The sequence below is a fragment of the Streptococcus sp. SS-4456 genome (genome assembly GCF_036680365.1).
In the GTDB taxonomy this organism is placed as follows: domain Bacteria; phylum Bacillota; class Bacilli; order Lactobacillales; family Streptococcaceae; genus Streptococcus.
Window position 1 is genome coordinate 13,151 of the sequence record NZ_JAVIHI010000003.1, and the last position, 13,909, is coordinate 27,059.

Below are 13,909 nucleotides of genomic sequence, written 5' to 3' on the forward strand. Positions count from 1 at the left end.
CCACTCTTTATGGTCTGTCAAATCCGGCTTATCTCTCACCCTTATTGCGAATTACAAAGCCTGTTTGCTTTTCGCTTGAAGTGCGTTGGTGTGGTTTTTTGTTGTCTTGACGGCGGTTGTCACGTTTGAACTTGTCATCGCGACGGTTGCGGTCTCCACGGCGTCCTCCGCGATCACGATTTCGGTCACCGTCACGACGGCCACCACGATCACGGTCGCGACCTCCACGTCCACCTTTCCCCTTGGCTTGACCAGGAGCAAACTTGAATGGCAATGGTTTTTCACGCGCAATTTCCACTTCTGGCAAGCTATCTGGATCTTGTACGGTCAGGCTGAGTACGTAAAGAGCAAGCTCTTCAGGGGTAAATTCGGCCGCCAATTTGACTGCGTCTTTTTTAAATTTATCAAAGTTTCCACGAATGGTCTCGTCTGCGAAGTCACGCTCAATCTTTTTCAGAGCAACTTTTTTCTTGGCTTCAAATGCTTCCTGAGCAGTTGCTGGCTTGAGACCTTTCATACGTTTCTTGGTCAAATCTTCGATGATTGCCAAGTAGCCCATCTCGTTTGGCGAAACAAAGGTAATAGACTGACCTGATTGACCCGCACGACCTGTACGACCGATACGGTGAACATAGCTTTCTGGATCCTGAGGAATATCGTAATTATAGACATGAGTTACACCAGAAATATCCAATCCACGCGCCGCAACGTCCGTCGCAACAAGGACATCAATCTGGTCATTTTTAAAATCACGGATGACACGAAGGCGCTTGTTCTGGTCCAAATCTCCGTGGATACCTTCTGCACGGAAGCCACGCAGTTTCAAACCACGAGTCAATTCATCAACACGGCGCTTAGTACGACCGAAGACGATAGACAATTCAGGCTGGTCAACGTCCATAAGGCGAGTCATAGTATCAAATTTTTCATGTTCTTTGACACGGACAAAGTATTGTTCCACGTTCACATTGGTCAATTCCTTAGCCGCAATCTTAACGTGCTCAGGCTCTTTCATGAATTTGACACCAATACGTTTGATTGGCTCAGGCATGGTCGCAGAAAATAGTAGAGTCTGACGACTTTCTGGCACACGTTCGATGATGGCTTCAATATCGTCCAAGAAGCCCATATTGAGCATCTCATCAGCCTCATCAAGAATAAGGGTTTCAACGCCGTCAAGCTTGAGAGCTTTACGTTTGATCAAGTCCAAGAGACGACCAGGTGTACCAACAACGATGTGAGCACCTGAACGAAGGGCCTTAATTTGTTTTTCAATGCTAGAACCACCGTAAACAGAGCGAACTTTTACACCCTTTTCACGACCAAATTTGAAGAGTTCTTCCTGACTCTGCACCGCCAACTCACGTGTTGGAGCAATAATCAAGGCTTGAATTGCTTGATTGTTTTTGTCAATTTTGTTAAGGGTTGGCAAACCAAAGGCTGCAGTTTTCCCTGTCCCCGTCTGGGCCTGACCAATCACATCTTTTCCTTCCAGAGCAAGCGGAATGGTCTGCTCCTGGATTGGTGACGGCGTTTCAAAACCAGCCTTCTCAACGGCAAGCAAAATATCTTCTGATAGATTTAATTCAGTAAATTTCAATGTATTCTCTTTTCTAAAAGGCAGTACGAAGCTACCTTATCTCACTTTTTTGTAACAACTATTTCCACTGGCAGCGAACTAACCAGTATCAGACTTGCAACTTACCTAGTATAACACATTCTCAGCATTAAGGTGAGGATTTGCCTTGAAAATCAAAATAATACGTTTTCACAAAAAGCAACCTCTCTCGAGATTGCCTATTCTTACTTCAATTCCTTTTTTGAAAATAGCAGAGCACCGCAGATGAAGTAGCCCAAACTAAAGACCCGTGCCAAGATTGACGGCCAAGAGAGCAAATTCTCCAAGTCAGCCGCTACAGATAATTGTGAAAACATCATAAAGTCCGCAAAAAAATCCGTTTTAAGAAGAATACCTGTCGCCATCATGAACAACTGATCAAACAAGAAGGCAATCAAAATATAGACCATGTAAGCCTGATAGATTTTTGGGAAAATGACAAACAAGATTGTACAAAAACTAGCAATCACAATATACAAGGGCAACTGATAAACAAAACCTTCTAAAAGAACCCCGTAATCTGTTGCTCCATTCATCATTTGACGAGCAAAACCAGTCAGCATATAGGCAAATAAGACATAGAAGACACAAAGTCCCACACTAGACAACCACTTGTGAGTAAAAATCTTCAAACGGTTCTGGGTACGTACCAGACTATTATTGACTGTCCGAAACTGGAAATCCTCCCCAAAGAAAATCTTGGCTGGTGCCACAAAAAAGAGAGGCAACAAGTTTGTCCAGTTAGACAGAATATCCTCCGCCCCAACAGCAGTCAGTTCCTGACTACTGCTATAAGCCAAAATCAGACTGAGGACAATCAATATTGCCAGACTAACCAAGGATAATCTTTCCTTACGAATACGATACCAATCTGCTTTCACCAAATTCATTTTCCACTTCCTCCTAGTTCAACAAGCTCAAATAATACTCTTCCAAATGCTGGCCCTGACGGTAAATCTCCAGAATTTCAATCCCTGATTGACCCACCAAATCAATAAGAGATTGAACATGTTCATCCGCATCCAAGACCAAACCAGCCTCTTCCAAACTAACTTCCAGCCCCTTTTCTTCCAAATAAGCCTTCACACGAGCATTGTCCACCGTATCCAGATAGAGCTTTCTCGCCACGACCGCTGCCAAATCAGACCTGGTCAGATCATGAATGACCTTGCCCTTGTGCATGATGACAAAGCGATCTGCCAACAACTCCAACTCCGACAATATATGACTAGAAATCAAGACCGTCATCCCATACTCGTCACGCAAACGTAAGATGATGTCACGCACTTCCTTGATCCCAGACGGATCCAAACCATTGATCGGCTCATCCAAAATCAAAAACTCTGGAAAATCAATAATCGCCAAGGCAATGGACATTCGCTGCCGCATCCCAAGGGAAAAATTCTTGACCTTCTTCTTCCGATCCACATCCCCCAGACCCACCAAGTCCAGCACCTGCTAGATACGCTCCGTTGGATTTTCTAGGGATAATTGCAGAGCTGCATACATAAGATTGTCCCAAGCAGACATATTGGGATACAGAGTAGGCGACTCAATAATAGCTCCCATCTTAACTGGTTTTGGAAAGACCATCTGACCCGTCGTTGGAAAAATCAGCCCTGACAAGATTCGAATAAGAGTTGTTTTCCCCGCACCATTTTGTCCAACCAAACCACAAATCTCTCCACGCTGGATGGCAAAGGATACCTGATCTACCGCAGCCTGCTGACCATAATTTTTACTCATTCCCTCAATCCGCAACAAGACATTCTCTGTATTCATACAAGTCTCCTTTTTTGTATCTTTGTTTTAATGCGTTAATTGTATCGCACAAACAATACAGTTTCAAGCCAAAAAATTAAAAAAGTTTGGAAAGAAGCCAATTCAAAAAATAAAACCCATACTCACCGTCCAGTACTGACTGGTGAATACAGGTTCTATCCTATTTCCATTTGGTCAAACACAAGTCTAAGGCTTTACTGATAAGAAAGACCATAACCAGGGTCCAAAACGTTTTGAACCAACCAATTTTAAAAGCCAAGGGTGTCACCACCAAAATATCAAAAATCAAAATAACCCTTGTAATCTTCCAATTGAAATATTTGTTACATAATAGGGCAACAATGTCACTGCCTGCTGTTGAGCCGTTTCCTTTAAGAACCAAGGCCATGGACAAACCAGTCGCTAGACCAGCTAAAATAGCAGAGGGAATAAGAGGAAGCCATTGCGCTTGTAGAAATCTTGTCACATACATGGTCACCGACATAGAACCCACTGCCAAAAAAGTATAGAAGACCCTTACTCTACTCAAAAAACGGTAGGCCAAAACCAGGAGAACACCATTGAATATAAAACTTGTTACCCCTGCTTCCATGCCCATAGTGTAGTAAAAAAGTAAGGCAAGCCCTGTGACCCCACCTTCTCCAAACTCATGGGGAATAACCAACATATTCAAAACTAGGGCATACAAGATCCCACCAATAACAATCAGTAAACAATCTTTTAAACCTATCTTTGACATAAAAACACCTACTGGATTTGTCTATATTTAGTATATCAAAAAAAGTAGAAAGCGGATACACTTTCTACTCATTCTACACCGAGATTGTTAGGATTATTTCCCCAAAACAGCGGATGCTAAGGCTTTTTGAATAGCAATAACACTCTTGTCACTCTTGAACTGAAGAGTTTCTGCAGGCTCTGCCGCAGAAGAAATCCAAATCTTCAGTTCAGCGTCCATATCAAAATGACCGGAGGTTTCGACCGTAAAGCGTGAAATCGACCGATAAGGAATAGACTTGTAAGAAACCTTCTTACCCGACATGCCCTGTTTGTCCACTAAAATTAAGCGGTGCTCTGTGAAAACAATCAAATCGCGTACCAGGCTGAAAGCCATTTCTACTCGTTCGGTGTCTAGCAAAATGTCCGCCAGATCTTGTTCCACCTTGTTATTGTCCTTTTGGGAAGCATTGCCCATTAAACCTGAAAATAAACCCATGTGATAACTCCTTTTTCTAATTTTCTACTATTTGTACCGAAAAACTTACAGGAAACAAAGTAAAAACCAGCCTATAATACAAGCCTCTCGTCAAACAAGCCTAGAAATTCTTCATTCTGCGAATGGGTGACGACGATGACCAATTTATCCTCAATCTTGGACAAGGTTTCCGCAATTAAACTTTCATTTCTAGTATCTAAGCCCGTCGTTGGCTCATCAAATAACAAGACTTCCGCATCGCGATAGAGAGCTCTAGCTATATCAAACCGCCGCTCCTCACCTCCCGATAATTGCTGGGCAGAGGATAGCAGGGTGGCGAAACCATTTTCCTGTCGTTCAAACCAGTCTAGCAGACCAACCCTGCTCAAACAAGCTAGGGCTTTACCCTTATCCAAGGGACCAAACAGGCTCAGATTTTCCCCAATACTAGCTGAGAAAATAGCCGTTTTTTGAGGAAGATAATAAATTTTTCCAAAAACCGAAGTTTGTTCCAAGTTCGCAAGATTGATCTGGTTGACCAAGACCCGTCCCTCATCTGCTTTCTGAACACCCAGCAGCAGACGGAGTAAGGTCGTCTTCCCACTGCCGCTTTTGCCTAGAATGGCATATTTTCTATTAGCAAGAAAACGATAGGAAAACCTATCAAAGAGGCGGTGATTATTCTGCTCATAGGTAATCGTTTCCAAGCTGATGCTGTCAATGGTTTCAGTCAGTTCTTCCTTGGCTTCATTTTCCTGGAATTGCCCCTGCAAAATCGTCGTCAAATCTGCCACAACAGTCCGACTAGCCAGGTAATCCGTTACCAGTCCAGACATGGTTTGGATAGGGCCAGCCACCGTTCCCATGAGGGTGGTCATGGCAATCAGGTCTGAAATCTTCAACAGGCCTTGAAAGACAAAGATGCCGCCAATAATCCAGGCTCCCGAATAAACCACACTACTCAAACCATAGGACACGGCGTAGGTCTGAGATTGTTTTTTGGAAAAATGGTTGGCTCGCCTAGCATATTCCTGACTGGATGCTTGGAGTTTCTCTTCAAAAATCGGCGTAATGGTGCTGATTCGGATAAAGGTCAGAGAATGAACAAACTCACTAAAGAGCTTGAGGTAGGCATTCTTCTCCGACTGAGTATCTTGAGTGGCATGAGCAAGGATACGATTATTGATCAGGGGTGCTAGGAAAGGAATGAAGCACAAAGCCAGCATAATCAGCGTCATGGTCCCTTGCAAATAAAGGGCACCAATTAGTGAAAAGGTAAAGACAAGAAGACTGGTCAACATAGACAAGAGCGGTGTTAGATAACCATTTTCCAAGACATCCATGTGGTTGACCAAAATGTGAATCTTGTCAGCACTCTTTTTGTCATCATTTCCTGAATCATCGCCAGCTGCGTAGACAGCCACCAGCTGATTGCGAGTCCTTTCCATGATACGATTGACTAACTTGGCCTTGAGATAACGAGGCAGGTAGTCAAAGTAGATATCGCAGATGAAAAAGCCCACCGCTATGAGTGAACTGGCCACAAATGCCTTTTGGTCACCGGACAGAGCCGCCTCTGAAACCCTAGCATAGACAAAACCTGTTGCTGCCAAAATCAGAGCATAGACAAGAGCTACCAAGACATAAGCCAGCACCTCCGACTTACACTTTCTAAGGTAGTAAAACATGGGATAAGACCTCCAATCCATTTCCGTTTATATAACTACAGTATATTATAATAATACTTTTTTTGCAATGATAACAAAATTAAAAAAAGCCAGGACTTGCCTGACTTATTATAGAGTTAATTGGGTTAGATGAAGATTGAACTAGAGGTTCATCGAAGCAACTTAACGAAGTTTTAGCTTGATTTTCAAAGCTGAATACTGACTTTAATACGCAAAGAAAATCAAGAATAAAACTAGGCAAGGAGCTGAAGATTGAACTTAAGGTTCATCGAAGCGACTTAACGAAGTTTTAACTTGATTTTCAAAGCGTATTACATCTTCTCTTCCAACTCCACATCCGGATATTTGTCCGCAAACCAGCGGAGGGCGAAGTCGTTTTCAAAGAGGAAGACTGGTTGGTCAAAGCGGTCTTTGGCTAGGATGTTGCGGCTTGATGACATGCGTTCATCCAGGTCTTCTGGCTTGATCCAGCGAACTGTCTTTTTACCCATTGGGGACATGACTACTTCTGCATTGTATTCGCCTTCCATGCGGTGTTTGAAAACTTCAAACTGGAGCTGACCAACGGCACCAAGCATATACTCGCCAGTCTGGTAGTTCTTGTAGAGCTGGATAGCCCCTTCTTGGACCAGTTGCTCGATTCCCTTGTGAAAGGATTTTTGTTTCATGACGTTTTTAGCAGAAACTTTCATGAAAATTTCAGGGGTAAAGGTTGGCAGCGGTTCGAATTCAAACTTGTTCTTGCCTACGGTCAAGGTATCTCCTACCTGATAGGTCCCCGTATCGTAAACCCCGATAATGTCCCCCGCTACTGCATTTTCCACATTCTCACGTGACTCGGCCATGAACTGGGTCACGTTGGACAACTTAGCTCCCTTGCCTGTACGAGGCAGGTTGACCGCCATGCCGCGTTCAAATTCGCCCGAAACCACACGGACAAAGGCGATACGGTCACGGTGACGAGGGTCCATGTTGGCTTGGATTTTGAAAACAAAGCCTGAAAAATCTTTATTGAGCGGGTCAATGACATCCCCTGTCGTTGTCTTGTGACCATGTGGCTCTGGAGCAAACTCCAAGAAGGTATCAAGGAAGGTCTGCACACCAAAGTTTGTCAGGGCGGATCCGAAGAAAACAGGTGTCAAATCGCCGTCCAAAATCGCCTGCTCTGAAAATTCATTTCCAGCTTCCGCCAGAAGTTCAATATCATCCAGAACTTGTGCATAAAATGGGTTAGAGCCAAAGAGTTTGTCGCCTTCATCCAAGCTTGCAAAACGCTCGTCACCACGGTAGAGTTCTAAACGTTTGTTATGGAGGTCATAGAGTCCCTCGAAGGATTTCCCCATACCAATCGGCCAGTTCATTGGATAGCTGGCAATGCCCAAGACTTCTTCCAGCTCTTGCAGCAAATCAAGTGGCTCACGGCCGTCACGGTCCAACTTGTTGATGAAGGTAAAGACTGGAATGTTGCGGTGTTTCACAACCTCAAAGAGCTTTTTGGTCTGAGCCTCGATACCCTTGGCAGAGTCCACCACCATGACAGCCGCATCCACCGCCATCAAGGTCCGATAAGTGTCTTCTGAGAAGTCCTCGTGCCCTGGTGTATCTAGGATATTGACCCGCTTGCCTGCATAGTCAAACTGCATGACAGATGAGGTAACAGAGATACCACGCTGTTTCTCGATATCCATCCAGTCAGACTTGGCAAAGTTACCAGTCTTTTTCCCCTTGACCGTCCCTGCCTCACGAATTTCACCACCAAAGTAGAGCAACTGCTCAGTAATAGTGGTCTTACCCGCGTCCGGGTGAGAGATAATCGCAAAAGTGCGGCGTTTCTTGATTTCTTCTTGTAGTGACATGATCGTTATTCCTTTTTCTTTGGTCCATAGCAGAGCTAACTTCTTCTTTTGCCCACCAAATCAAAAGAGTACAAAAAAAGAGAGCAACTACTGCAACTCTCTTATTATATCGGAAATAATGGAATTTTTCAAACACTTGGAAAATCATTCTTGTAAGATAAAACCTTCATGTTTCTTCCAATAAGATAGAAAAGCCACTTGGGTCATTTCAATAGCTAGCACCAAACCCAAGTTTACAACAAAAAAGTTCAGACTAGCTATCCGGCTATTGACTAGGGGCAGGTGACTTAGAAAACCATAGTTTCCTCCTGTGAATACATTGACCATAAAAATCACACTATTCATCAGCAATGTCCAAGAAAGGATTTGTTTCAGAGAAAGTTTTTCAAAGGACTGCTCCCCCAGCAAATATACCAAGGCATTGACAGCCAAAGCATAATGTCCAACCACATAAGTGAAAAAAGTAAGATGAGGAAAAGGGTATGGGTCAAAGACTGGATGTAAAAATGCTATTACTGAGCCAAATAGCCCTAAATAAGCAAAATAACGCTTGATTGCTCCCGGTTTTCCAAACAAAAGAACCAAAATAGCCAGACGACAATGATAAAAGGGAAGACTTTCAAATAAGGGAATAGACTGTACAATATGCCAGGTATATAGACTAATAACTTGAGTGGCTAGAAGAATGTAAAACAAGCCTCTAAACCATCTTTTCTGATAGAATTTCAAACTTAGAAATAGAAAACATAATAAAAGTAGAATGAAGCCCATTTGCTCAAAACTCGATAAATCAGGACCTTGTGAAATATGATTGGTAAAGAATTCTGTCATATTGTCCCTCCTAGCTACTATTTAATTAGTATATCAAATTAGTCAAAAATTGACAAGGATAACTAAAAAGGGAGTGGGAAAGAACTCGACCATCCATATAAGAGTTCGTCTTCCCACCCCCGCACAGTTGATTAGGTCAGATTTGGAGTGTAAAACACGAACAAATCTGCCAATCAACCACTGCGCTGAGATGTTGACACTAACGTTGAGAAGCGGTGCTGGGCTTTTTTCCCAGCCTCTTCTCACATTCTAAAATATCAACGACTTTAGCTAACTGCATTGAGTTTGAGCCTTTGAGCAGAATTTGATCATTGGCCCCTAAAACTGACTGAACCTGTTTAACCAAGTCTTCAAACTGATCCTGCTCTGCATTTTTCCTAAAGAAATAAACCTTGCCAATCGGGAAGATCTGACTAGCTAGCTGGGACAAGCCTTCAATGTCCTGACCGTAGAAAATGACCGTATCTAGTACATCTGGTGACAGGCTCAAAATCATCTGATTATGAAGGTCAACCGACTGACTGCCAAGTTCTTTCATGTCTGCTAACACAGCAATTTTCTTACCGCCTTCATTGGCTGGAATACTAGAGAAGGTTTCTAAAATCAAGCGCATAGCCGTTGGATTGGCATTGTAGACATCGCTGAGAATATCTGCTCCATTTGCCGCCTTCTTCCACTCGGTACGATTGCGGGTCAAGTTCAGACCAGCTAGGGCTGACTTGATTGCCTTATCTGGCACACCCAAAGTCTTACCTACGTAGCTTGCTACCATGGCATTGGTGGCATTGTACTTGCCCGTTACTGGGAGGAAAATGTCGCCGTCCATAAAGTTGACGGTGAAGGTCAGGCTATCCTTGGACTCGACAAGACTGGACACCTGCAAATCAGCCTGTTCACCGAAGCGAATGAGTTCTACATGGCTCGGCAAGAGCTTATCCGCAATCGGATCTGCTGGAATCAGCAATTTACTTCCCGCTACCATGCCGTCCGCAATCTGTAATTTTCCTTTGGCAATCTCTTCTCGTGAGCCGAAAAATTCCAAATGGGCTTCGCCAAAGAGGGTAATAACTGATAGACTTGGTTTAGCAATTTCGGATAGAAGATGAATGTCTCCCAAGTGGTCCTGCCCCATTTCCAAGACCAGTTTTTCTGTATCATCAGGCATGTGGAGGACGGTGTATGGCAGACCGATTTCGTTGTTGTAGTTGCCTTGTGTCTTGTAAGTCTTGTAAGTCGTCGCCAGAACATCATGAATCATGTCCTTGGTGGTCGTTTTACCGTTTGAGCCTGTCACAGCAATGACTTCTACCCCTGTTTTCTCTAGGTAGTAGGCCGCTAATTGTTGAAGCGCAGCCAGGCAGTCATCTACTAAGATGTGGGGAACATCAAGGCTGACTTCAGATAGGGTTACCGCACAGCCATTTTCAAAGGCCACAGGAATAAAGTCATGACCGTCACGCGCTCCCTTGAGGGGAACAAAGAGGTCACCAGTTGTGACGAGTCGGCTATCAAACTCGACCTTGTTGAGTGCTGTATCGGGATAAAGACTAATATCGTTTTTTGCGCCCAAGACCTGAGCAATTTCATGTAGGGTTAATTTCATGTATTTCTCCAATAAACTAAAAAAGAGCTTTCGCTCTTTCTATTATACCACTTTTTACCGAACTTGAGTCAGGACACCATCTTTCATCTCATAAACCTTGTCGCATTTTTCAATCATGCGCTGGTCATGCGTTACCATGATAATGGATTTGTTCCGCTCTTTGGCTTCCTTAGCTAATAACTCAACCACTTCAAAAGCGCGATTACTGTCTAGACTGGCTGTTGGTTCATCAGCTAGAATCAAAGCTGGATCGTTATAAAGTGCACGGGCAATAGCTACACGCTGACGTTCTCCGCCTGACAAATCCTTAGGGAACTTGTTTTTGAGATGGTCCACACCCAATTCAGATAGGAGTTCGTTTCGCTTGCTCGGATCAGCTTTCTTATTGACCTTATCAACCAAGGTTAATTGTTTTTCGACTGTTAAAAATGGAATCAAATTGGAAGCCTGCAAGACAAAACCAATGTCCTTATAGCGCAATTTGGCACGTTTTTTCTCAGGTAAATCAGAATAGTCCGATTGATTGATTAAAACACGGCCCGTAGTCGGTGTTTGTAAACCACCTGCCAAGGTCAAAAATGTTGACTTCCCAGACCCTGATGGTCCAATGATGGCAACAAATTCGCCTTCTTCAATGCTAAAATTTGTTGGTTTAAGAGCCGTAATGGTTTGACTGCCATCTTGGAAGGTCTTACTAATATTTTCAAAAATAAGTGTTTTCATAACAACCTCCTAAGATAGATTTCGTAATGGATCTACCTTAAAGATAGAACCTACAGAGAAAATAGCACCCAATAGGGCAAATACAACCAGAGCCAAACCGATTGCAATATAGAAGGTCCAGTTGTTTTCAAACGGAACAGCGCTCGGCAAGATAAGGGATGACAAATACGTTCCAGCCAATCCAAGGACGGTTCCCAAACCAGCAAGTAGGAAGGTTTGAGCCAATACAGAACCTGAAATATAGCCATTTGAAAGACCTTGAATTTTCATCAAGCCAAAAATCGGTGATTTCTGTGTTGTCAACACAAAGATAAAAATTCCAACAACAATAGCTGAGATGACAATCAAGAATCCTATCATAAAGCCAAAGGTCATATTTTGTGCCTTATATCCTGGCAGATTTTCAATAAAGTCTGCAATGGCAACTTTTTCCAGCTCATCTGTTTGAGAAGCGACATCTCCACGAACGACAATGGCACTGGCAAGATTACTCGTTGCAGCTTGTTGTTTATCAGCCTGCATCAATTCTGCAAATGCCGTAAAATCCATATATACAACAGGCGCCACTCCAAAGTAGGCATTATCTGTATAACCTACAATGGTCACTTTTTCATCAGAACCTGACAGATAGATTTGATCTCCAAGCCCAAAACCTTCTACCTCTGACAAGCTTTTGTCTACAAGGACTTCTCCCGTTTTTTCATACAAACGACCTTCTACAATATTTGGGACGATAAAACTATCAGATTCAACGGCAAAGATGTTTACCTTTTCTTTTTCGTCTGAACTGGCATTTTCATCCACATAGGCAACTCCAGCCTGTTGGCGAATCAAGGCCTTGTCACTAGCATCCACCTGATTGAATAAGGTTGTATCAATTTTTGAGGCCGTAATCAGTCGATTACTTTCTGAATTGAGCAGAACATAATCTGCCTGCCACTTATCGACTGCTGCTCTATTTTCCTGCATGAGGCCATAAGCCAAACCTGTCAGGAAAAAGACCAAGTAAGAAATCAGGATTAATAATCCTAAAATCAAGCCATAACGCAACTTATTTTGTCGCATTTCTTCAATTGCTAAAAACATGCCTACACCTCTTCCAAAAGTCCAAAATGAATGGCGAAACTAATATCGTCACTCAAAAGTGCTTTTACCTTGCATTTCTGCTCCACATAAGCTGCGATGGCAGCTCGCTTTTCTTCCGAAACTTTTTCAGCAAGTCGGACAGATACTTCGAATTGTCTATCTTCCAGCTGAGAAGTAACTTGAACAGGCATTGTTTTATTACCTTCTTGGCTGGCATAGTAGCCCTGCACGCACATAGTCACGCAGGCAGCCAAAGCAATATTAACTAGACTAACTGGAGTTTCGCCCTTTTCCGTCACCCCAAAGGTACGAATCGGGTCTCCGTAGCCCTGAGAAATTGCCTGAAATAGACCTTCTCCTTTTACTGTCGTTTGATACATAAACACCTCCACATAATAAAAACAATTCTAATCCTTTTAGCAAACCTTTGCAAGAAAAAAGATTGGAATGATTCCAATCTTGATAATAATTAAATGAGGTGACTTTCCCGTTTTTCAAACATTTCCTTAGCCAAACGAACAAGCTCTTCAATCAAGTCTGAGTAAGCAAGTCCCATGTTATCCCAAAGGAGTGGATACATGGACCACTGGGTAAATCCTGGCATGGTATTCAGTTCGTTGAGGAAGATATCCCCCTCCTCTGTCAGGAAGAAATCACAGCGAGATAGACCACAGCCACCGATAGCACGGAAGGCCTTGGCAGCATTGTCCCGCATGGTGTCCATGATAGACTCATCAATCTTAGCTGGGATTTCCATGGTTATCTTATTGTCGATGTATTTGGCATCGTAGTCATAGAAAGCAACGTCCTTCACTACTTCACCCGGAAGCGTTGTTTTCACGTCAGCATTTCCCAAAAGACCAACCTCAATCTCACGCGCATTGACACCCTGCTCAACAAGAACACGGCTGTCATACTTGAAGGCCAAGTCAAGCGCCGCTTGCAAACCTGCTAGGTCCTCCGCCTTAGAGATACCAACACTTGAGCCCATATTGGCCGGCTTAACAAAGACTGGGTAGATCAATTTGTTTTCAATTTCAGCAATCTTATCGGCGATATTTTCACCCTCGATAACGGCTACATAAGGTACCTGGGCAATGCCAGCTGATTCCAAAACACGCTTAGTTGTAATCTTGTCCATGGCAACGCTGGAAGACAAGATATTGGTACCAACATACGGCATACGAAGCACTTCCAAGAAGCCTTGGATCGATCCATCTTCCCCCATTGGTCCGTGAAGGACAGGGAAAACGACTGCATTTTCTTCATAAATATCACTCGGACGGATTTTTTGCTCTTCAACAATTGTCGCGTTTGTCATGAGTTTTTCATCGGCAGACGGTGTTTGAGAAAACTCTTGCGTCTTAATAAAGTCCCCTGTCTGGCTAATGAAATAGGTTTTTACAAAAAATTTATCATAATTGATGGCACGCATGACGCTTTCAGCTGATAATACTGATACTTCTCGCTCTGCTGATCGGCCACCGTATAGTAAAATCAAGGTTTCTTTTGACATATCTTTTCCTT

The 13,909-nt window shown here is 43.2% G+C and carries 12 protein-coding genes and 1 pseudogene; all 13 read right to left on the reverse strand.

Annotated elements, in window-relative coordinates:
• Positions 1 to 28 precede the first annotated feature (28 nt).
• Entirely contained in the window at positions 29 to 1,600 is a 1,572-nt protein-coding gene (locus RFK25_RS01355; protein ID WP_332410895.1) for a DEAD/DEAH box helicase, read from the reverse strand.
• Positions 1,601 to 1,803: 203 nt separating this feature from the next.
• Positions 1,804 to 2,508, reverse strand: a complete 705-nt coding sequence (locus RFK25_RS01360) for a hypothetical protein (protein ID WP_332410898.1) — start codon at positions 2,506 to 2,508, stop codon at positions 1,804 to 1,806.
• Positions 2,509 to 2,521: 13 nt separating this feature from the next.
• Positions 2,522 to 3,400, reverse strand: a pseudogene (locus RFK25_RS01365) (ATP-binding cassette domain-containing protein).
• 160 nt (positions 3,401 to 3,560) lie between these two features.
• Entirely contained in the window at positions 3,561 to 4,139 is a 579-nt protein-coding gene (locus RFK25_RS01370; RefSeq protein ID WP_332410900.1) for a YitT family protein, read from the reverse strand.
• Positions 4,140 to 4,232: 93 nt separating this feature from the next.
• A complete protein-coding gene (locus RFK25_RS01375; protein WP_332410902.1) occupies positions 4,233 to 4,616 on the reverse strand; it encodes a PH domain-containing protein in 384 nt (127 codons plus the stop codon).
• A gap of 71 nt (positions 4,617 to 4,687) precedes the next feature.
• Positions 4,688 to 6,283, reverse strand: a complete 1,596-nt coding sequence (locus RFK25_RS01380; RefSeq protein WP_332410903.1) for an ABC transporter ATP-binding protein — start codon at positions 6,281 to 6,283, stop codon at positions 4,688 to 4,690.
• Between the two features lie 311 nt (positions 6,284 to 6,594).
• On the reverse strand, positions 6,595 to 8,139 hold the full coding sequence (locus RFK25_RS01385) for a peptide chain release factor 3 (protein ID WP_332410905.1): 1,545 nt from the start codon (positions 8,137 to 8,139) through the stop codon (positions 6,595 to 6,597).
• A gap of 144 nt (positions 8,140 to 8,283) precedes the next feature.
• On the reverse strand, positions 8,284 to 8,970 hold the full coding sequence (locus RFK25_RS01390) for a YwaF family protein (protein WP_332410906.1): 687 nt from the start codon (positions 8,968 to 8,970) through the stop codon (positions 8,284 to 8,286).
• 199 nt (positions 8,971 to 9,169) lie between these two features.
• Positions 9,170 to 10,573 carry a UDP-N-acetylmuramoyl-tripeptide--D-alanyl-D-alanine ligase gene (locus tag RFK25_RS01395; RefSeq protein ID WP_332410909.1) on the reverse strand — a complete coding sequence of 468 codons (1,404 nt, stop codon included), beginning with the start codon at positions 10,571 to 10,573 and terminating at the stop codon, positions 9,170 to 9,172.
• A 54-nt stretch (positions 10,574 to 10,627) separates the two neighbouring features.
• Entirely contained in the window at positions 10,628 to 11,296 is a 669-nt protein-coding gene (locus RFK25_RS01400) for an ABC transporter ATP-binding protein (RefSeq protein ID WP_024407021.1), read from the reverse strand.
• Between the two features lie 9 nt (positions 11,297 to 11,305).
• Positions 11,306 to 12,382, reverse strand: coding sequence for an ABC transporter permease (locus RFK25_RS01405; RefSeq protein ID WP_332410912.1), 1,077 nt, complete (start codon positions 12,380 to 12,382; stop codon positions 11,306 to 11,308).
• A gap of 2 nt (positions 12,383 to 12,384) precedes the next feature.
• Complete coding sequence (locus tag RFK25_RS01410; protein WP_332410913.1) at positions 12,385 to 12,762, reverse strand: OsmC family protein; 378 nt, start codon at positions 12,760 to 12,762, stop codon at positions 12,385 to 12,387.
• A gap of 89 nt (positions 12,763 to 12,851) precedes the next feature.
• Positions 12,852 to 13,898 carry a D-alanine--D-alanine ligase gene (locus RFK25_RS01415; RefSeq protein ID WP_332410915.1) on the reverse strand — a complete coding sequence of 349 codons (1,047 nt, stop codon included), beginning with the start codon at positions 13,896 to 13,898 and terminating at the stop codon, positions 12,852 to 12,854.
• Positions 13,899 to 13,909: the final 11 nt, after the last annotated feature.

Bases quoted from the DNA above. Each gene is read 5' to 3' on its own strand.
- RFK25_RS01375 (WP_332410902.1), bottom strand. From the start codon at position 4,616: ATGGGTTTATTTTCAGGTTTAATGGGCAATGCTTCCCAAAAGGACAAT.
- RFK25_RS01400 (WP_024407021.1), bottom strand. From the start codon at position 11,296: ATGAAAACACTTATTTTTGAAAATATTAGTAAGACCTTCCAAGATGGC.
- RFK25_RS01380 (WP_332410903.1), bottom strand. From the start codon at position 6,283: ATGTTTTACTACCTTAGAAAGTGTAAGTCGGAGGTGCTGGCTTATGTC.
- RFK25_RS01415 (WP_332410915.1), bottom strand. From the start codon at position 13,898: ATGTCAAAAGAAACCTTGATTTTACTATACGGTGGCCGATCAGCAGAG.
- RFK25_RS01370 (WP_332410900.1), bottom strand. From the start codon at position 4,139: ATGTCAAAGATAGGTTTAAAAGATTGTTTACTGATTGTTATTGGTGGG.
- RFK25_RS01360 (WP_332410898.1), bottom strand. From the start codon at position 2,508: ATGAATTTGGTGAAAGCAGATTGGTATCGTATTCGTAAGGAAAGATTA.
- RFK25_RS01410 (WP_332410913.1), bottom strand. From the start codon at position 12,762: ATGTATCAAACGACAGTAAAAGGAGAAGGTCTATTTCAGGCAATTTCT.
- RFK25_RS01390 (WP_332410906.1), bottom strand. From the start codon at position 8,970: ATGACAGAATTCTTTACCAATCATATTTCACAAGGTCCTGATTTATCG.
- RFK25_RS01405 (WP_332410912.1), bottom strand. From the start codon at position 12,382: ATGTTTTTAGCAATTGAAGAAATGCGACAAAATAAGTTGCGTTATGGC.
- RFK25_RS01385 (WP_332410905.1), bottom strand. From the start codon at position 8,139: ATGTCACTACAAGAAGAAATCAAGAAACGCCGCACTTTTGCGATTATC.
- RFK25_RS01395 (WP_332410909.1), bottom strand. From the start codon at position 10,573: ATGAAATTAACCCTACATGAAATTGCTCAGGTCTTGGGCGCAAAAAAC.